Below are 17,712 nucleotides of genomic sequence, written 5' to 3' on the forward strand. Positions count from 1 at the left end.
ACGCTGGGCGACGAAAAGCCCAGCGTCGCGCCATGTTTCCGATCCGTGACCATAACCCTTCGGGGCGTACTCCGTTTGTCGTCTACGCCCTGATGGCTGCCAACATCCTGATCTTCCTCAGCTATGTGGGGATCATGGAGGATGCGCGGCTGATCAACCGGTTTTATTTCGACTATGCCGTCATTCCGGCGCGCATCTCGGACGGTATCGCGCTGGAAACGCTTGTGAGCTCGATGTTCCTGCATGGGGGCTGGATGCATCTGGCCGGAAACATGCTGTTTCTATGGATATTCGGCGACAATCTCGAAGATGAAATGGGGCACTTCCTGTTTCTCGCATTCTATCTGTTGGCGGGAATCGGGGCGGGCCTGATCCACGTGATTTCAGCCCCGGATTCGGTGGTTCCGACCATCGGCGCATCCGGAGCAATTGCTGGGGTGATGGGGGGATATCTGCTTTTGTTCCCAAAAGCCCGAGTGGATATCCTGCTGATTCTGATCGTCTATTTCCGCGTCTTCACGATCCCTGCCTTTGTGATGCTGGGCGTTTGGCTGGGTCTGCAATTCTTCGGCAGCCTGTCCAGCAATCCGGATGAAGGCGGCGTCGCCTATTGGGCGCATACCGGAGGGTTCTTTGTCGGGCTGGTGCTCTGCGTCCCGCTCTGGCTCAGGCGCGGCGGAACCGAGTTCTGGAGTCGGACACACGGCCACCCACCGCACCCCGAACACGAGTACAAGTTATCGCAATCGCGTATCCCAAAAGTGCCGCGCAAATAGCGCTGTTTACTCTGGCAACCGTCCACCGCTGAGCCGCGTGATCTCTTCTGCCGCATGGGTGACCAGCGCTCCCAGCTCCGGCGCACGCGCCTTGCTGAACCGCACGGTCGGTCCAGAAACCGAGATACCCCCGCAAGGTTCACCTCGATCATCAAAAATGGCCGCGCCGATGCAGGACATACCTTCATAGCGCTCTTCATGATCATGGGACCAACCGCGTTGCCGGGTCAGGGCCAGATCCTCCATCAGACCTGTATCAGGGAGCCTCGTGTTCGCTGTAAAAGATATATGCGCGCTGGCCTCCAACAATTTGCTTAATCGCTCTTCGCGCATCGCGGCCAAAATCGCCTTGCCCGTGCCCGAGGCATACATGGGCGTCCGCGCGCCGGGCGGAAAAAACGCCCGGATCGGGTTCTGAGTCTCGACCTGCCCAACGAACACAACCTGTCCGCCATCCGGCACGGCCAGATTGGCCGTTTCACCACTTTCCTGCATCAAACGCCGCAGGATCGGCCTGCCAATCTCAAGTACGCTGTTGCGGCGTAGGAACGAAGCTCCGGTGCGATAAGCCTCTATCCCGATCATCCACTCCTGGCGTTCTTCATCGAAGGTGACGAACCCATGTTTCTGCAGGGTCACAAGGATACGATGGGTGGTCGCGGTCGGAACTTCCACTTCACGCGCAAGATCGCTGAGCGCCGAACGTTCGAGCCGCGCCACCGTAGTAAGAACGCCCAACGCGCGGTCGAGCGATTGCATGGTTCCCGCCGAGCTTTCCTTGAACAGTGATTTCGGCCTGCCACGAGGTCTTTTCTGCGATTCCATTCCGGCTGATCTCTCCGATCTTTTGGACGCGGTCGTTTCCAACGGTCTATCGAGCGCAATTTCGAGAAACTGAAACCTATTACATTTCAGTTGCTTGCCATTTATCTATCTATAATGAAAATATTTTTCAAGAAAATTGCAAAAAAGCGAAACACGGGTGACACTTGGTTCGAGAGCAAAGGACAAGAGCCATGTCAAACCAGAACCCGGTCTTCATTCCCGGACCGACCAATATCCCTGATCGCCTGCGGCTTGCGATGCAGGTGCAAACTCAGGACCACCGCGCGCCGGACTTTGTCGAGACATTTGCACCGGTGCTTGAGGATACCAAGAAAGTGTTCGGCACAAGCGATGGCGAGATCGTCACCTTCCCCGCCAGCGGCACCGGTGGCTGGGAGGCTGCGATCACCAACACCCTCAGCCCCGGCGACACGGTATTGGTGGCACGTTACGGCGTGTTCAGCCATCGTTGGATCGACCTGTGTCAGCGGCATGGTCTGGACGTTCGGGTCATCGAATGCCCCTGGGGTACCGGCGCACCCGCCGATCAGTTCGAGGCCGCGCTTGCAGCGGATACATCGCATCAGATCAAGACCGTTCTGGTCACCCATAACGAAACGGCAACCGGCGTGCGCTCGGACATCGAAGCGGTGCGCAAAGCGATGGATGCGGCCGACCACCCGGCGATGATGTTCGTCGATTGCGTCAGCTCTCTGGCCTCGATGCCGTTTGAGTTTGACCGCTGGGGCGTGGACATCGCCGTCTCTGGCTCGCAAAAAGGGTTCATGCTGGCCACGGGCATGGCGATCCTGTGCGTCAGCCCCAAGGCTCTGGACGCGATGGAAACCGCCAAACTGCCCCGCACTTTCTTCGATTTCCGCGACATGATGGCCGCGAATGCGTCGGGCGGATTTCCCTATACGCCGCCGCTGCAGCTGATCTATGGCATGCGCGAAAGCCTGAAGATGCTGTTCGAAGAAGGGTTGGAAAACGTCTATGCCCGCCACCACAGACTTGCCGAGGGCGTCCGCCGCGCGGTCGATGCCTGGGGGTTGAAACTGGTCGCGCAGTCGCCCGATCTCTACTCGGACACTGTCAGCGCGATTTATGTGCCCGAAGGCTATGACAGCAACGTGTTGACCGATCATGCGTTCAACACCTATGGCGTGTCCTTTGGCATCGGTCTGGGCGAGTTGAACGGCAAAGCCTTCCGCATCGGCCATCTGGGCAGTCTAACGGATGTGATGGTGCTGTCCGGTCTGGGTGCAATCGAGATGGCGATGGCGGATCTGAACTATCCGATCGAACTGGGCAGCGGCGTGGCCGCGGCGCAGGACTATTATCGCACCGGTCCGACGGGCCACGCCAAAGCCGCAGCCTGAGGAGGAAACGATGTTGGACCATATCCCGGCGGCCGATCTGACCATCGACGACATGCGCGCCGCGCATGACCGGATCAGACCCTATATTCGCCGCACGCCCATCATAACCTCGGACTATTTGAATGACCTGACCGGCGCCCAGCTGTTCTTCAAATGCGAGAACTTTCAGGAAGCGGGCGCGTTCAAGGTGCGGGGGGCCTGCAATGCCGTGTTTGACCTGAGTGACGATATGGCCGCAAAAGGCGTCTGCACGCATTCTAGCGGCAACCACGCTCTGTCGTTGTCCTATGCCGCTGGTCGACGCAGCATCCCCTGCAACGTGGTCATGCCGCGCACCGCACCGCAAGCCAAGAAGGACGCCGTGCGCCGCTATGGTGGTACGATCACCGAATGTGAGCCCTCCACCTCCTCCCGAGAAGCGACGTTTGCTGAGGTACAGGCGCGGACGGGTGGAGAGTTCGTGCACCCTTACAACGATCCACGCGTCATCGCCGGTCAGGCCACCTGCTCGGCTGAGATGCTGGAGCAAACCGATGGCGTGGACGCCGTGATCGCCCCAATTGGCGGCGGCGGCATGGTTTCGGGCACCTGTCTGACGGTCTCGAACCTTGCGCCGGACACGGCGATCTACGCGGCTGAGCCCGAGCAGGCAGACGATGCCTATCGCTCTTTCAAGGCGGGGCACATCATCGCGGATGACGCGCCCAAAACAATCGCCGACGGGCTGCTGGTACCGCTCAAGGAAAACACCTGGCACTTTGTATCCAACAATGTGACCGACATTTTTACCGCCTCCGATGCTGAGATCATTGAGGCCATGAAACTGACCTGGAAATACCTCCGGGTGGTGATGGAGCCCTCCTCGGCAGTGCCACTGGCTACGATCCTCAAAAACCCCGACACCTTCCGAGGCAAGCGCGTCGGCGTGATCATCACCGGCGGCAACGTGGATCTGGATAAACTGCCCTGGCTGACAGGGTAAGGAGAAACAGGATGAACAAACCCATGAATATCGATCAACTCGAAGTTGGCTATGACATCCCTGCCGCGATTGGCATGGATGAGTCGGAAATCCAGACGCCTTGCCTGATCCTCGATCTGGACGCGCTGGAGCGGAACATCAAGAAGATGGGCGACTACGCCAAGGCGCATAGTATGCGGCACCGGGTGCACGGCAAGATGCACAAATCGGTAGACGTTGCGAAACTGCAGGAGCAACTCGGCGGTGCGGTTGGTGTCTGCTGTCAAAAGGTATCCGAGGCCGAGGTGTTCGCACGCGGAGGTATCAAAGACGTTCTGGTGTCGAACCAGGTGCGCGATCCGGCCAAGATCGACCGTTTGGCGCGTCTGCCCCAGCTTGGCGCTCGCACGATTGTCTGCGTCGACGATGTGGAAAATGTTGCTGACCTGTCTGCTGCAGCCGCTAAGCATGGCACTGAATTGGAAGTCTTTGTCGAAATCGACTGCGGCGCGGGCCGCTGTGGTGTCACCACAACCCCCGCCGTGATTGAAATCGCCAAGGCCACACAGGCCGCGCCAAACCTGAAATTCACCGGCATTCAGGCGTATCAGGGTGCGATGCAGCACCTCGACACCTATGAGGCTCGTAAGGAAAAGCTGGATATAGCCATTGCAATGGTCAAAGACGCGGTCGACGGGCTGAAGGCCGAAGGGATCGAATGCGAACTGGTTTCGGGGGGCGGAACCGGATCGTATTATTTCGAAAGCAATTCGGGCGTCTACAACGAGTTGCAATGCGGTTCTTACGCTTTCATGGATGCGGATTATGGTCGCATTCTCGACGAGAACGGCGAACGGATCGATCAGGGCGAATGGGAGAACGCGCTGTTCATCCTGACCAGTGTGATGAGCCACGCCAAGGCAGACAAAGCGATTTGCGATGCAGGCCTGAAGGCGCAGTCTGTCGATAGCGGCCTGCCCTTCATCTATGGGCGCGAAGACGTGGAATACCTCAAGTGTTCAGACGAACACGGCGTGATCGGTGACCCGGATGGCGTGCTGAAGGTCAACGACAAACTGCGGCTGGTGCCCGGTCACTGCGACCCGACCTGCAATGTCCATGACTGGTATGTGGGCGTGCGGAGCGGCAAGGTCGAGGCGCTTTGGCCGGTGTCGGCCCGCGGCAAGGCTTATTGATCTGCCGATAAAAGCAGCAAAGGGCGGCGCGTCGGTGCCGCCCCTTTTTGATGTCATCATAAAGAAAGGTATATGCGATGATCATCGTCCCTGAAAAGGAAATCGGCGCTCTGCTGGGTCGCAAGGAAAGTTATACCGCTGTCGAACAGGTGTTTGCCGCGATGGCCGCAGGTGATGCCTATAACTTCCCAGTCGTGCGCGAGGCGATTGGCCATGCGGATGCACTCTATGGATTTAAGGGTGGGTTTGACCGTGCGGGTATGTCTCTGGGCCTGAAAGCCGGAGGGTATTGGCCCAACAATCTGGAAACACATGGCTTGATCAACCACCAATCCACTGTGTTTCTGTTCGACCCTGACACAGGCCGCGTCCGCGCCATCGTCGGGGGCAACCTTCTGACCGCGCTGCGTACGGCAGCGGCCTCATCAGTGTCGATCAACCACCTGGCGCGCAAGGATGCCAAGGTAATCGGGATGGTCGGCGCAGGGCATCAGGCAACATTTCAACTGCGCGCGGCGTTAGAACAGCGCGCCTTCGAGAAAGTCATCGGATGGAACCTGCATCCCGAGATGCTGCCCAACATTGAGAAGGTCGCGGTTAAAGCGGGATTGCCATTTGAGGCCGTGGACCTGCCCGCCATGGTGCAGGCGGATGTGATTATCACTATCACATCATCCTTCGCGCCGAACCTGATGTCCGAGCATGTCTCGGACGGCACCCATATCGCCTGCATGGGCACGGACACGGTTGGCAAGCAAGAGGTCGCCACCGACCTGATCGCCCGCGCCAATGTCTTTACGGACGAGATCGCGCAGGCGGTGACATTGGGCGAAAGCCAGCATGCAGTCGCCGCCGGAACCAAAACCGAAAGCGATATCCGTCAGATCGGAGAGGTCATCAACAGCACCCATCCCGGACGCACCTCCGATGATGAAGTGACCCTATTCGACGGCACCGGAGTTGGGCTGCAGGATCTTGCAGTGGCAAGTGCTGTTGTCGATCTGGCGGTCCAGCAAGGCATCGCGATCGAGGTCGGCTTCTAAACCAAAACGCGCGCCCGGATCGGACGCGCGCACTGCGATCAATAGACCGGGGTTAGATGTCAGCCCCGGATCACCTTTGCGAAATTGTCAAAGATCGGCTCATTGGCACAGATCACTTCGCCATCCTCAAGCACGCTGCCTTCGGGGTTCAGTGCCTGAACAAATCCTCCAGCCTCTTTCACGATGATGATACCGGCGGCCAAGTCCCACGCGTTCAGACGACGTTCCCAGAAGCCTTCGTAGCGACCGGCGGCCACATAGGCCATGTCCAGTGCTGCAGCGCCCCAGCGACGCACACCGGCGCAGGCGGGCATCAATCGGGCCAGATCCTGCAGAGTCACAGGCAGGTCCGAGCGGCCACCAAACGGCAGACCTGTCGAGAAGATGGATTCAATCATGCGGTGGCGGCCTGAGACGCGGATGCGGGTATCGTTCATCCACGCGCCTTCACCTTTTTCAGCAAAGAACATCTCGTCCTTGGCAGGGTCATAGATCACACCAGCGACGATCTTGCCCTTGTGTTCCAACGCAATTGAAACCGCCCAGTGCGGCAGCCCGTGCAGGAAGTTGGTGGTGCCGTCCAGCGGGTCAACGATCCAGCGACGGGTCGGGTCTTCGCCGTCTATCGAACCGCCCTCTTCGGCGAGCCAGCCATAGGTCGGACGCGCACCCAGCAGTTCCTCTTTCAGGATGGCCTCGGCGGCGATATCGGCTTTCGACACAAAGTCGCCCGCGCCCTTCATCGACACCTGCAGGTTCTCGACTTCACGAAAATCCTTGACCAGAGACCGTCCCGCTTTGCGCGCGGCTTTGATCATGATGTTGAGATTTGCACTGCCAACCATTTTCCATAGGCTCCTGTTCGGTCAAGCCGCGCGTATACTGGCGCAATGCGCCCTTGCCAAGAGGAATGATACGCATGGCTGCCCTGCACCGGGCGCTACTGCGATTGAAGCGCGCGCGCCTCGGTGCGGGCCAGCTTTACCAGTTCCTGAACAAAAGGTTTTTCAAGGTCCTCACTGCGCACCGCAGCATAGAGCCTGCGAGTGATGCCTTCTTTGGTCAGCGGACGGGTGACATAGTCGGAGTTGTACTTGACCTCGCGCACCACCCAATCCGGCAGCACGGAAATGCCGCGGTTCGAGGCGACCAGCAACAGGATAACGGCGGTCAGTTCGACCTGCCGGATCGAGGCCGGCTCAACTCGTGCCGGGATCAGCAACTGGCTGAACACATCCAGACGCGTGCGTTCAACTGGATAGGTGATCAGGGTCTGGCCACGAAAATCCTCGGCCTCAATGTAGGGCTTTTCGGCCAGAGGGTGAGACGAGGCGGCGACGAAAACTGCATTATAGTCAAACAGCTCGACAAATTCGACGCCGGGCAGATCTTCGGGATCGGAAGAGACCACCAGATCGACCTCTTCCTTCTGCAAAGCGGGCAGCGCGTCGAAGGCCAGCCCGGGGCGAATATCCACATCAACATCCGGCCATGACTTGCGGAACGCTTCAAGCACCGGAAACAGCCATTCAAAGCAAGCGTGGCATTCAATCGCGATATGCATACGGCCCGTGCGCCCATCGCGCAGCGAGGAAAACTCGTGCTGCATTGCCTCGACCTGCGGCAGAATCTGTTCCGCCAATCGCAGCAGACGCAGACCTGCCGCTGACAGTTTCATCGGCTTCGACCGGCGCAGAAACAGCTCAACCCCGGCTTGATCCTCCAGACCCTTGATCTGATGGCTCAGCGCGGATTGCGTGATGTTCAGTTGATCAGCCGCCCGCGCCAGACCACCGCATTCATGGATGGCCTTGATGGTCCGCAGATGTCGAAACTCGATATGCATATATCACATGACTCATGTTGTTCTTGAACAATATGAGTTTGTCTCACATTCACCAGCATGGCACAAGGGGCGCAATTGATCCTGAGAGGCCGTGATGACCCAACCTGAAATTTCATTCGAGTTCTTTCCACCCAAAACGCTGGAGGCCTCATTCCGGCTTTGGGATACGGTCCAGACACTGGCCCCGCTGGAGCCCAGATTTGTCTCGGTCACCTATGGCGCGGGCGGGACGACGCGCGAGTTAACCCGCGATGCGGTGGCGACCTTGCACAAATCATCCGGACTGCCGGTCGCGGCGCATCTGACCTGTGTCGATGCATCACGTCAAGAAACGCTGGAGATCGCGGATAAGTTTGCCCGTGCCGGTGTCGAAAATATCGTCGCACTACGGGGCGATCCTCCGAAAGGTCAGGATGCGTTCACACCGCACCCCGATGGATTTGCCCATTCAGTGGAACTGATCGAAGCTCTGGCTGAAACCGAAATGTTCAGCATTCGTGTCGGTGCCTATCCCGATATCCATCCCGAAGCCTACGATGCGCGGGCGGATGTGGATTGGCTGAAGGCAAAGCTGGATGCAGGCGCGGATGAGGCGCTGACACAGTTCTTCTTTGAGGCTGAAACGTTCTTCCGCTTCCGTGACGCTTGCGAAAAGGCTGGCATCGACAAACCCATCGTGCCCGGCATTCTGCCAATCGAAAACTGGAACGGAGCGCGTCGTTTTGCCCAGCGCTGCGGGACCCGGATTCCTGAATGGGTCGAGAATGCCTTTGACAAAGCCGTTCGCGATGATCGCGAGGAGCTTTTGGCAACAGCACTTTGTACAGAACTGTGCTCGGACCTGATCGACGGTGGTGTGGACAAGCTGCATTTCTACACGCTCAATCGCCCGGAGCTTACGCGCGACGTCTGCTTTGCATTGGGCATCACACCTCGGGCTGAATTGCAGAATGTAGCGTGATTTTGATGCGCCCCGGTTCCACAAATGGGGCTGTGGCGTATTTTCATCTGCAGGGCGGAAACGATACCAGCGACAATCGAAACTCAGGCCTAACAACTGTTGCGCAGGCCCACGCTAATACCCGGTGAAATTTGACAAAAAAGTGACCACTGGCAAATTGGGGTCAGTGTAGTTTTAACGAGTATTTGAGTATGGAGCCAGTGAGCAAGATAAAGGCTCGTGCCGAAGCCTTGCAGGTTTTGGGCCTGTCGCAAAACGCCAGTGCAAACGAGATTCGTGACGCCTGGCGCAGTGTCGCCTTCCATGATCATCCAGATCATACCGGCGGGGATTACGACGGGTTTTCTCGGGCCAAGGCGGCATATGATTTTCTGCGCAATGAAGGATTGACCTGCAAAGGGTCATCTGGTGCGTCGATGCCACGCAGACCACGCCTGAAAAAACGCGTGATCGAATTGGCCATGGATGAGATCGAAGCCTGCCGCGATCTGCTAAACCCGGAACGCGCCTTATCGGATCTATCCGACAACGAAACGAATGAGGTGGCGAAGCCCAAAGTGGATCTGTCGGACCATGTGCCGGAAGCAATCGGCTGTTTCGGACGCGATCTGACCTATTTTGTGGCCTCTTCGGTTTGCGAAGGTTCAAACCGGGTCGCGCTGCCGACTTCGGTTCTGACCAGTTGCAGAAAAGCCGAAACCGAGATTCTGTCATTTCAATCCAAAAGCTCGGGCTCTGGGGAAATCGTTGTCCCCGATCCCATCCGCGAGCGCAGGTTTCCCGGCGCCAAGAGCGTAAGGATACGCTTTGAAGCGGATCAGCACATGCGGGATTTATTTGAGTTGGCCGGATAGACCGGCCCAAAGAAAAAGCCCGACCTTGGCGGTCGGGCTTTAATGTTCAGTGTAAGCAATCAGTTCGAGATCGGACCTTCCGAAGTGAATTTCGGGATCACGCTGGACGAAGCCGCATCGGATTCGATACCGGGCCAGTTGCCTTCGGCCAGGTTGATGTTAGCGGGTACATCCTCTTCCCAGAAGCCGACGACCACGTCGGTGATGTTCAGATAAAGCTTGTCATCGACGATCCGCCACAGGTTCGGGTTGGCTGGAACCTTACCGCCTTTCGACACACCATAAGCACAGTGGCCATCATATTGCGGCGCGTAATAGGCTGGGTTTTCCAGGAATTTATCGCGATTTTCCGCGGATGCGAATGCCCAGGTCGCACCGTTGTATTCTGCTGTGAAGTCGGCGCGGCCACGCACGGCCTCGGGCTGCGATTGGCCGACAGGGACCTGATCAAGGCTGCGATAAGCAACGACGTCATATCCCGACACGGCAAATCCGGTGCCATCGACATATTGATCTCCGGCAAATGCGGGAACGGCAAAGGCGATTGTTGCTGCAAGGCTCAGCGCAAAGCGTTTCATGTGGTTGGTCCTTATGTCCTTACGGTTTCCAGGAACCCGACTTGTGGGGTCTGACCAGACAATAGGCGATTTTCGCACCGCGCGAAGACCCCCTCGCGCCGCTGTTACATCAGACGGCGTTTTGTGAGCCGAACCACGCCGAATGTTACAAAGTTCGTGCCACGTTCGGGGTTGGACTTTGAGTTCTGCAATATTAGCTGTGGGTGCAGCGGCCGCGCAGGCCGGTTCTGAAGGAAAGGCACGAGATGAGCGAACAATCCACCTATACCCCTCCGAAAGTCTGGACCTGGGACAGCGAAAGCGGCGGGCGCTTTGCCAACATCAATCGCCCCATCGCCGGAGCCACCCATGACAAGGATCTGCCGGTCGGAAAGCACCCGATGCAGCTGTATTCTCTAGCCACGCCAAACGGCGTCAAAGTGACCATTATGCTTGAGGAGTTGCTGGCCCTGGGCCAAGAGGGTGCTGAATATAATGCCTGGCTGATCAATATCGGTGAAGGGGACCAGTTCAGCTCTGGATTTGTCGGCGCCAACCCGAACTCGAAGATCCCGGCCCTTTGGGATCGCTCGGGCGACACTCCGATCCGCGTGTTCGAAAGCGCCTCGATCCTGTTCCATCTGGCTGAAAAGTTCGGAGCATTCCTGCCTGAAAGCGGGACCGAGCGGACCGAGGTCATGAACTGGCTGTTCTGGCAAATGGGCAGCGCACCCTATCTGGGCGGTGGGTTTGGACACTTCTACGCTTATGCGCCCGAGAAATGGCAATACCCGATCGACCGTTTTGCGATGGAGGCCAAACGCCAGCTGGATGTGCTCGACCGGGAACTGGCCGACAAGCCCTATATCGCGGGTCAGGACTATACCATTGCAGACATGGCAATCTGGCCGTGGTACGGGCAGCTGGTGCTGGGCCGTCTTTATGACGCGGCTGAGTTCCTGGATGTGGAGAGCTACAAGAACGTCATGCGTTGGGCCAAAGAAATCGACGCACGCCCCGCGGTGCAGAGGGGTCGCATGGTCAACCGCGCCTTTGGTGAGCCGCATACGCAATTGCACGAGCGCCACGACGCCAGCGACTTCGAAACTCGCACGCAGGACAAGCTGGCACCGGCCGATTGATTGGCCGGATGACTATTTGAGAATCGGGGGCCGCGCAGGATCAGATCCCGGAGCGACCCTTTCCATGCTCGGGGTCTGAGGCTGCGGAAGATCAAAGCGCAGCCCGACCTTGGCCAGAGCCGCCGCGGCGGGCTCATCAGGTGCAAAGAAACCCACATCCAGCGCGCCGGCTTCGATACCAGAAAACGTCAGAGCCTCGGAAACCGCACGCGCCAGTGCGGGCTGCGCACCTTCAATTGCGGCGACAAAGCCCAGCAGATGGCCCTGACCGCCATCCTGAGTCTTCGTTGCCACCAGAAACGCTGCGGCGGCAAGCCCGGCGGCCGTTGCCAGTTTGGTATCCAGCGCAGTCAGCAAGACGTCGGGCAAACCGGCAGGCGGGCTGAATTCGGCCAACCGCTGCTGCACTTCTTCCGGACCATGCTGCAACGTATCGGCCAACCATGCCAACGCCTCAGCCGGGATCAACATCGACGAGGGCGCGACCTCGAGGTTCAGCCCAAGTCCGATCCCCTGCCCTGAAAGCATCGACGACAGAACCCGACCGGACAGCGCAACATATGGCACGGGGCAACCCGCAAAGCGCGCAAGACGTTCTTCAAGGTCGAAGGCCAACACGAAGCGTCCATCGGCGACATCAAACAGCTCGGGCGAGATATTCTCGTCGCGGGCTTCTTCGGTCAGCATCAGAAACAGTTCACTATCGGCAAGTCGCTCAAAAAACCGCAGACGCGCCGCATCGTCTTGCGGGACCGCCTCCATAGCGGCATGTGCGGCATCGAGCGCTGTGGTTTCAGACATTCATCACCTCTTGCACCCGAGCGCGCAGAACCGGCAGCAGATCGGCCTCGAACCACGGGTTTTTCTTCAGCCAACCCGTATTGCGCCACGAGGGATGAGGCAAGGCAAAGACCCGCGGCGCATGGTCCCGCCAGCGGCTGACGGTTTCGGTTACTGGCGTCTTGGCCCCCAGATGGTATTTATGTGCGTGACCGCCCACCAGCACGGTCAATGGCACCTCGCCCAGCGCCGCCATCACTTTGTCATGCCATGTCTTTCCGCAGATCGGCGGGGGCGGAAGATCCGCCTTGCGCGCGTTATATCCGGGAAAGCAAAACGCCATCGGTACGATCGACACACGGTCGCGGTCGTAGAATGTGGCCTCATCGACCCCCAACCACTCGCGCAGGCGATCCCCCGACGGATCGGTAAAAGGGCGGCCCGACTCATGAACCCGCGCGCCAGGCGCCTGACCTGCAATCAGGATACGTGCGCCGGGGCGGAACCATACCACGGGGCGCGGCTGGTGCGCGGTTTCAGTCTGGGCGAACTTGTCCGCGCAAAGGCGACATGCGCGTATGTCTTCGATCAATGAACTCATGGGGTCATCAGGCGTTGCGAATTGCACCGGGTCAAGACAGGCGCGGTCGAACACGTCCAGCCCTTGCAACACTTCGTCGTCATAGCCCCGGATATGCATTGATCATTTGTTTCTTATTTCGACATAATGTGGCCAACATGGATCGGTAGCACCAACGCTTTCAAACCGACAAGAACCCGAGCGATCTACAGGCCGCGCATGCTGGAATTTGATAATGTCAGCAAGTCTTTCTGGACCGGAACTCGCCGCAAGGTGATTCTGGATCAGGTGTCGTTTCGGGTTGAACTTGGCACTTCGCTGGGCGTGCTGGCCCCGAATGGAACCGGCAAAACAACGTTGATCAACATGATGGCCGGGCTGGAAAAACCTGACGAAGGTGTGATCCGGCGTGACTGCCGTGTTTCGTTTCCGATGGGGTTCACTGGCGGGGTGGCCAAGCGCCTGTCAGCGCTTGAGAACGCGCGCTACATCGCCAAGATCTATGGCATGGACCCCGACTATGTCGAAGCCTACTGCAGTTGGCTGTGCAATCTAGGGGAGTATTTCAACCAGCCGCTCGGCACTTATTCGGCCGGGATGCGCGCGCGTTTTACCTTTGCGCTGATGTTGGCTCTGGATTTCGACATGTATTTGATCGATGAGGGGATGCCCTCGACAACGGATGTGGAATTCAACAAGAAGGCCGGGGCCATCTTGCAGGAAAGACTGCGTACCACGACGCTTGTAATCGTTTCGCACAACCCGGCAGTGCTTGAGAAATTCGCGCGCCAGGCGGCGGTTCTGCTGGATGGTCAGCTCTATATGTTTGAAACCTTGGAAGAGGCGAAGCAGCTTTATGACTACCAAACCCAAGGCTAGAAAATATAATCCCGACCGCACCCCAAGCGGTGAGGGGACGCCACAGGCACGCGCCGACGCTATGGCGCGTATTCGTGAGGCCACGCAACCGCCCGAAGCCGCGAATGATGTCCAGCCCGGGACCGAGTTGGACGCGATCAAGCGGGAAGGGCTGACAGGACGGCAACTGCGCGTCGCAAGACGGCTTGCGCAGAAAAACGGCCTGGCGGCAACCTCAGACTATGACGCGGTTCGCCTGCTGCGTCTAAAGGGAATTGATCCGTTTCAACGCGCCAACCTGCTTGATCTGACCGCTGTTGACACAACGGGACAGGACGGCAGTGTAGCGAAGGACAACATCAAAATTCATCTGCCGCAGACCGCGAAAGACTCACAGAAGAATCTGCCTGGTCCGGAACTCAGCCCAACCCAGCGGCGAGAGTATGAGATTGGTCAGATCCAGAAAGACATTGCGCGCCGTCGTCGTCGCAAACTTATGGGGCTGTTTGCGCGCCTGACCGCCTTTGTCCTGTTGCCGACACTGATCGTGGGAGCCTACTTCTACCGCGTGGCCACTCCGATGTATGCCAGCGCCTCGGCGTTTTCGATTTTGCAGGCCGATGGTGGAGGTGCGTCGTTCGGAGGTTTCCTTGCAGGCACTCAGTTTGCCACGGCGCAGGATTCAGTTGCCACACAGGAATTTCTGGAATCCAAAGATGCGTTGGAGCGGCTTGAAAGAGATACCGGTTTTGCCGAGATATTCCAGCAGGATTGGATTGACCCGATCCAACGTCTATCTACGGATGCAAGCCTCGAGGAAACCTACAAACTCTACAAACGGATGATAACGATCGGCTATGACCCCAGCGATGGCATCATTCGCATGGAGGTTGCGGCCCCGAGCCCTGAAATCTCAGTAGATTTATCAAGACGGCTCATCTCTTACGCCGAGGAAACCATAAATGGCCTGACCGAGAAAAAGCGTGAGGACCAGATGCGCGATGCGCGAGAAAGCTTTGAAGCCGCGCAAGCCGCACGCAGACAGGCGCAGGAGGATTTGATCGAGCTTCAGCTGCAAGGCGCAATTCTTGATCCGCAAAGCGTGATCGCAAGCCTACGCGCGCGCATCGATCAGTTCGAGTTCGAGTTGCAGGACAAGGAACTGCAACTTGCGGCTTTGCTGGACAATCTGCGCCCCAATCAAGCCAAGGTTGATGGGGTCCGCGCGGATATCGCGCGCCTCGAAGTGGTCCTCGAAGAACTGAATGCCGAGATGCTGGACGTCTCGGCAGGCGAAAACTCGCTGGCGCGTTTGAGCGTGCGGATCCAGATGGCTCAGGCTGATCTGGTCGCACGGGATATGATGCTGCAAACCGCTATGCAGCAAATGGAAGCGACCCGGACCGAGGCTAACCGTAAAGTGCGCTATCTGACCGTCTCGGTGAACCCGGTGCCCAGCGATGAACCCAGCTATCCGCGCAAGTTCGAAAATACGATTTTGGCTTTCCTGTTATTTGCTGGTATCTACCTGATGATCTCGCTTACCGCGTCGGTCCTTCGTGAACAGGTATCCTCGTAAAGACCCATGAAACATATAAAAATCGCCGACCTGACGGTTGGCAACGATCTTCCGCTGACCATTATCGCCGGCCCCTGCCAGCTTGAAACCGCCGATCACGCCCAGATGATCGCAGGCACCATGAAAGAGGCCTGCGATGCCGCAGGCGCGCAATATGTGTTCAAGGCCTCCTACGACAAAGCCAATCGAACCTCATTGTCCGGAAAGCGCGGCATGGGTATTGATGCGGGCTTGAAGGTGCTGGATGATATCCGCACGACCATGGGCATTCCAGTTTTGACGGATGTTCATACCGAAGCCCAGTGCGCAATCGCGGCTGAGGCAGTCGATATCCTTCAGATTCCGGCTTTCCTGTGCCGCCAGACAGATATGCTGCTGGCTGCAGGCAATACTGGCAAAGCGGTAAACGTGAAAAAGGGCCAGTTTCTGGCTCCGTGGGAGATGCCCAACATCGTTACCAAGATCGAAAGCACCGGTAACCAGAATATCCTGCTAACCGAACGCGGCACCTCATTTGGCTACAACACTCTGGTGGCCGATATGCGCTCACTGCCACAGATGGCGAAAACTGGGTATCCAGTGGTCATGGATGCCACCCATTCAGTGCAACAGCCAGGTGGTCAGGGTGGTTCTTCCGGCGGGCAGCGTGAGTTTGCTCCAGTCATGGCGCGGGCTGCTGTTTCGCTGGGTGTCGGCGCTTTGTTCATCGAAACGCATCAGGACCCGGACAATGCACCATCAGACGGCCCCAACATGATTCCGCTGGATCAAATGAGCCATCTGATTGACACGTTGATGCGTTTTGATGCGCTCGCCAAAGAAAACCCGATTCAAATTTAGCGATTGAGATTTGTAATGACCAAGCCCCTTGCCGAGGTGACCCCGAACACCTGGAGTTTCTTGCGCGACCCGATGATCAAGCCGACCGGTTTTCGCGAATACGATGCGCGGTGGAAATACCCCAATGAGATCAACCTGCCGGGCATGACCGCTCTTGGCCTCGGTCTGGGTAGCCAGATGCATAAGCGCGGGATCGAGCCGGTGATTGCGGTTGGCAATGACTATCGCGACTATTCTCTGTCGATCAAGAACGCGCTGATCGTGGGGCTGATGCAGGCAGGTATTCAGGTCAAAGATATCGGCCCGGCGCTCAGCCCTATGGCCTATTTTGCGCAATTCCATCTGGATGTGCCTGCGGTGGCGATGGTGACGGCCAGCCACAATCCAAACGGTTGGACCGGCGTCAAAATGGGCTTTGACCGCCCCCTGACCCATGGTCCCGACGAAATGTCAGAGCTGCGTGACATCGTCCTGAACGGCGAAGGCGTTGCGCGTGCAGGCGGGTCCTATGAATTCGTTGATGGCGTGAAAGAGGCCTATATCGACGATCTGATTGGTGACTTCAAAATGTCCCGCCCGCTCAAGGTCGTGTGTGCCGCAGGCAATGGAACAGCCGCCGCCTTTGCACCTGAAATCTTTGAACGCATTGGTGTCGAGGTCGTACCGAGCCATACAGAGCTGGATTACACATTCCCCAACTACAACCCGAACCCCGAGGCCATGGAAATGCTGCATGACATGGCCGACACGGTCAAAGCCAGCGGTGCTGATCTGGCCCTTGGCTTTGATGGGGATGGCGATCGATGCGGGGTAGTGGATGACGAAGGCGAAGAGATTTTCGCCGACAAAGTCGGTGTCATCATGGCCCGCGATCTGGCCAAGCTCTATCCGGGATCGACCTTTGTGGCTGATGTGAAATCGACGGGACTGTTCGCCAGTGATCCTGAGCTACAGGCCCATGGGGTGAAAGCCGACTACTGGAAAACCGGTCACAGCCATATGAAGCGCCGGGTCAAGGAAATCGGCGCACTGGCCGGGTTTGAGAAATCGGGTCACTACTTTCTGGCCGAACCGGTGGGGCGCGGATATGACTGCGGCATGCGCGTGGCGGTGGAAATCTGCAAGCTGATGGACCGCAATCCGGATCAGAGCATGTCCGACCTGCGCAAAGCGCTGCCCAAAACGTGGTCCACACCCACAATGTCGCCGTACGCCGCTGATACCGAGAAATACGATATTCTGCAGCGGTTGGTCGAGAAACTGGTCGCCAAGGCCGACGCGGGTGAGAGCTTTGCCGGTCGTGCGATCAAAGAGGTCGTGACCGTCAATGGCGCGCGGGTCATTCTGGACAATGGCAGCTGGGGGCTGGTGCGCGCGTCTTCGAACACCCCGAACCTTGTCGTGGTTTGTGAAAGCAGTGAAAGCGAAGACGAGATGCGCGCGATCTTTGCCGATATCGACGCCGTTATCCGCACCGAACCCGGCGTTGGCGACTACGATCAGACAATCTGATCTTTCGGGGGCGTGGTGCG

Annotated in this window: 18 protein-coding genes; 12 read left to right on the plus strand and 6 right to left on the minus strand. The window is 57.9% G+C overall.

Annotation, left to right across the window (positions count from 1 at the left end; translation table 11 throughout):
- The first annotated feature begins 32 nt into the window (after nucleotides 1-32).
- Nucleotides 33-776 (plus strand): rhomboid family intramembrane serine protease, encoded by a 744-nt coding sequence (locus ACR0AZ_RS12605; RefSeq protein ID WP_480470496.1) that lies wholly within the window; start codon nucleotides 33-35, stop codon nucleotides 774-776.
- A 6-nt stretch (nucleotides 777-782) separates the two neighbouring features.
- On the opposite strand, the gene ACR0AZ_RS12610 is transcribed toward ACR0AZ_RS12605, so the two are convergent.
- Nucleotides 783-1,601 carry an IclR family transcriptional regulator gene (locus ACR0AZ_RS12610; protein ID WP_480470497.1) on the minus strand — a complete coding sequence of 273 codons (819 nt, stop codon included), beginning with the start codon at nucleotides 1,599-1,601 and terminating at the stop codon, nucleotides 783-785.
- A gap of 191 nt (nucleotides 1,602-1,792) precedes the next feature.
- On the opposite strand from ACR0AZ_RS12610, the gene bhcA reads away from it, so the two are divergent.
- The 4 genes from bhcA to bhcD all read left to right on the plus strand — a co-directional run bounded on the left by bhcA (nucleotide 1,793) and on the right by bhcD (nucleotide 6,183).
- Nucleotides 1,793-2,983, plus strand: coding sequence for an L-aspartate--glyoxylate aminotransferase BhcA (gene bhcA, locus ACR0AZ_RS12615; RefSeq protein ID WP_480470498.1), 1,191 nt, complete (start codon nucleotides 1,793-1,795; stop codon nucleotides 2,981-2,983).
- A 10-nt stretch (nucleotides 2,984-2,993) separates the two neighbouring features.
- Nucleotides 2,994-3,965: a beta-hydroxyaspartate dehydratase BhcB gene (gene bhcB, locus ACR0AZ_RS12620; RefSeq protein ID WP_480667575.1), complete on the plus strand. Its 972-nt coding sequence runs from the start codon at nucleotides 2,994-2,996 to the stop codon at nucleotides 3,963-3,965.
- An 11-nt stretch (nucleotides 3,966-3,976) separates the two neighbouring features.
- Nucleotides 3,977-5,140, plus strand: coding sequence for a 3-hydroxy-D-aspartate aldolase BhcC (gene bhcC / locus ACR0AZ_RS12625; RefSeq protein WP_480667576.1), 1,164 nt, complete (start codon nucleotides 3,977-3,979; stop codon nucleotides 5,138-5,140).
- Nucleotides 5,141-5,217: 77 nt separating this feature from the next.
- Nucleotides 5,218-6,183, plus strand: a complete 966-nt coding sequence (gene bhcD / locus ACR0AZ_RS12630) for an iminosuccinate reductase BhcD (RefSeq protein WP_480667577.1) — start codon at nucleotides 5,218-5,220, stop codon at nucleotides 6,181-6,183.
- Between the two features lie 59 nt (nucleotides 6,184-6,242).
- Here the strand turns inward: bhcD and ACR0AZ_RS12635 are convergent, their stop codons facing one another.
- Together ACR0AZ_RS12635 and ACR0AZ_RS12640 are read right to left on the minus strand one after the other, a co-directional pair.
- Nucleotides 6,243-7,028 carry an inositol monophosphatase family protein gene (locus ACR0AZ_RS12635; protein ID WP_480667578.1) on the minus strand — a complete coding sequence of 262 codons (786 nt, stop codon included), beginning with the start codon at nucleotides 7,026-7,028 and terminating at the stop codon, nucleotides 6,243-6,245.
- Nucleotides 7,029-7,123: 95 nt separating this feature from the next.
- Complete coding sequence (locus ACR0AZ_RS12640) at nucleotides 7,124-8,029, minus strand: LysR family transcriptional regulator (RefSeq protein WP_480470503.1); 906 nt, start codon at nucleotides 8,027-8,029, stop codon at nucleotides 7,124-7,126.
- 94 nt (nucleotides 8,030-8,123) lie between these two features.
- On the opposite strand from ACR0AZ_RS12640, the gene metF reads away from it, so the two are divergent.
- Nucleotides 8,124-8,990: a methylenetetrahydrofolate reductase [NAD(P)H] gene (gene metF / locus ACR0AZ_RS12645; protein WP_480470504.1), complete on the plus strand. Its 867-nt coding sequence runs from the start codon at nucleotides 8,124-8,126 to the stop codon at nucleotides 8,988-8,990.
- A gap of 191 nt (nucleotides 8,991-9,181) precedes the next feature.
- Nucleotides 9,182-9,844 carry a DnaJ domain-containing protein gene (locus ACR0AZ_RS12650; RefSeq protein ID WP_480470505.1) on the plus strand — a complete coding sequence of 221 codons (663 nt, stop codon included), beginning with the start codon at nucleotides 9,182-9,184 and terminating at the stop codon, nucleotides 9,842-9,844.
- Between the two features lie 59 nt (nucleotides 9,845-9,903).
- On the opposite strand, the gene ACR0AZ_RS12655 is transcribed toward ACR0AZ_RS12650, so the two are convergent.
- A complete protein-coding gene (locus tag ACR0AZ_RS12655; protein WP_480470506.1) occupies nucleotides 9,904-10,422 on the minus strand; it encodes a YHS domain-containing (seleno)protein in 519 nt (172 codons plus the stop codon).
- Nucleotides 10,423-10,667: 245 nt separating this feature from the next.
- Between ACR0AZ_RS12655 and yghU the strand changes: the two genes are divergently transcribed.
- Nucleotides 10,668-11,543 (plus strand): glutathione-dependent disulfide-bond oxidoreductase, encoded by an 876-nt coding sequence (yghU, locus tag ACR0AZ_RS12660; protein ID WP_480470507.1) that lies wholly within the window; start codon nucleotides 10,668-10,670, stop codon nucleotides 11,541-11,543.
- A gap of 12 nt (nucleotides 11,544-11,555) precedes the next feature.
- Here the strand turns inward: yghU and ACR0AZ_RS12665 are convergent, their stop codons facing one another.
- Complete coding sequence (locus ACR0AZ_RS12665) at nucleotides 11,556-12,344, minus strand: SseB family protein (RefSeq protein WP_480470508.1); 789 nt, start codon at nucleotides 12,342-12,344, stop codon at nucleotides 11,556-11,558.
- Nucleotides 12,337-12,924, minus strand: coding sequence for a uracil-DNA glycosylase family protein (locus ACR0AZ_RS12670; protein WP_480471915.1), 588 nt, complete (start codon nucleotides 12,922-12,924; stop codon nucleotides 12,337-12,339). Before ACR0AZ_RS12670 ends, ACR0AZ_RS12665 begins: the two co-directional genes overlap by 8 nt.
- A 198-nt stretch (nucleotides 12,925-13,122) precedes the next feature.
- Between ACR0AZ_RS12670 and ACR0AZ_RS12675 the strand changes: the two genes are divergently transcribed.
- Genes ACR0AZ_RS12675 through ACR0AZ_RS12690 form a run of 4 tightly spaced genes read left to right on the plus strand, consistent with a single transcriptional unit; the run spans nucleotide 13,123 to nucleotide 17,692 of the window.
- Complete coding sequence (locus ACR0AZ_RS12675; protein WP_480470509.1) at nucleotides 13,123-13,782, plus strand: ABC transporter ATP-binding protein; 660 nt, start codon at nucleotides 13,123-13,125, stop codon at nucleotides 13,780-13,782.
- Complete coding sequence (locus tag ACR0AZ_RS12680; protein WP_480667579.1) at nucleotides 13,760-15,340, plus strand: KpsE/RkpR family capsule polysaccharide export protein; 1,581 nt, start codon at nucleotides 13,760-13,762, stop codon at nucleotides 15,338-15,340. Before ACR0AZ_RS12675 ends, ACR0AZ_RS12680 begins: the two co-directional genes overlap by 23 nt.
- 6 nt (nucleotides 15,341-15,346) lie before the next feature.
- Complete coding sequence (kdsA, locus tag ACR0AZ_RS12685; protein ID WP_480470511.1) at nucleotides 15,347-16,180, plus strand: 3-deoxy-8-phosphooctulonate synthase; 834 nt, start codon at nucleotides 15,347-15,349, stop codon at nucleotides 16,178-16,180.
- A 15-nt stretch (nucleotides 16,181-16,195) separates the two neighbouring features.
- Nucleotides 16,196-17,692 carry a phosphomannomutase/phosphoglucomutase gene (locus ACR0AZ_RS12690; RefSeq protein ID WP_480667580.1) on the plus strand — a complete coding sequence of 499 codons (1,497 nt, stop codon included), beginning with the start codon at nucleotides 16,196-16,198 and terminating at the stop codon, nucleotides 17,690-17,692.
- Nucleotides 17,693-17,712 lie beyond the last annotated feature (20 nt).

It is taken from the genome of Ruegeria sp. BE3 (genome assembly GCF_056538865.1).

What these genes read in the sequence shown, in the direction of transcription:
- metF (WP_480470504.1), top strand. Translation starts at nt 8,124, where the DNA reads ATGACCCAACCTGAAATTTCATTCGAGTTCTTTCCACCCAAAACGCTG.
- ACR0AZ_RS12690 (WP_480667580.1), top strand. Translation starts at nt 16,196, where the DNA reads ATGACCAAGCCCCTTGCCGAGGTGACCCCGAACACCTGGAGTTTCTTG.
- ACR0AZ_RS12610 (WP_480470497.1), bottom strand. Translation starts at nt 1,601, where the DNA reads ATGGAATCGCAGAAAAGACCTCGTGGCAGGCCGAAATCACTGTTCAAG.
- yghU (WP_480470507.1), top strand. Translation starts at nt 10,668, where the DNA reads ATGAGCGAACAATCCACCTATACCCCTCCGAAAGTCTGGACCTGGGAC.
- bhcA (WP_480470498.1), top strand. Translation starts at nt 1,793, where the DNA reads ATGTCAAACCAGAACCCGGTCTTCATTCCCGGACCGACCAATATCCCT.
- ACR0AZ_RS12680 (WP_480667579.1), top strand. Translation starts at nt 13,760, where the DNA reads ATGACTACCAAACCCAAGGCTAGAAAATATAATCCCGACCGCACCCCA.
- ACR0AZ_RS12670 (WP_480471915.1), bottom strand. Translation starts at nt 12,924, where the DNA reads ATGAGTTCATTGATCGAAGACATACGCGCATGTCGCCTTTGCGCGGAC.
- ACR0AZ_RS12635 (WP_480667578.1), bottom strand. Translation starts at nt 7,028, where the DNA reads ATGGTTGGCAGTGCAAATCTCAACATCATGATCAAAGCCGCGCGCAAA.
- ACR0AZ_RS12655 (WP_480470506.1), bottom strand. Translation starts at nt 10,422, where the DNA reads ATGAAACGCTTTGCGCTGAGCCTTGCAGCAACAATCGCCTTTGCCGTT.
- bhcD (WP_480667577.1), top strand. Translation starts at nt 5,218, where the DNA reads ATGATCATCGTCCCTGAAAAGGAAATCGGCGCTCTGCTGGGTCGCAAG.
- bhcC (WP_480667576.1), top strand. Translation starts at nt 3,977, where the DNA reads ATGAACAAACCCATGAATATCGATCAACTCGAAGTTGGCTATGACATC.
- kdsA (WP_480470511.1), top strand. Translation starts at nt 15,347, where the DNA reads ATGAAACATATAAAAATCGCCGACCTGACGGTTGGCAACGATCTTCCG.
- ACR0AZ_RS12675 (WP_480470509.1), top strand. Translation starts at nt 13,123, where the DNA reads ATGCTGGAATTTGATAATGTCAGCAAGTCTTTCTGGACCGGAACTCGC.
- ACR0AZ_RS12640 (WP_480470503.1), bottom strand. Translation starts at nt 8,029, where the DNA reads ATGCATATCGAGTTTCGACATCTGCGGACCATCAAGGCCATCCATGAA.
- ACR0AZ_RS12650 (WP_480470505.1), top strand. Translation starts at nt 9,182, where the DNA reads ATGGAGCCAGTGAGCAAGATAAAGGCTCGTGCCGAAGCCTTGCAGGTT.
- ACR0AZ_RS12605 (WP_480470496.1), top strand. Translation starts at nt 33, where the DNA reads ATGTTTCCGATCCGTGACCATAACCCTTCGGGGCGTACTCCGTTTGTC.
- bhcB (WP_480667575.1), top strand. Translation starts at nt 2,994, where the DNA reads ATGTTGGACCATATCCCGGCGGCCGATCTGACCATCGACGACATGCGC.
- ACR0AZ_RS12665 (WP_480470508.1), bottom strand. Translation starts at nt 12,344, where the DNA reads ATGTCTGAAACCACAGCGCTCGATGCCGCACATGCCGCTATGGAGGCG.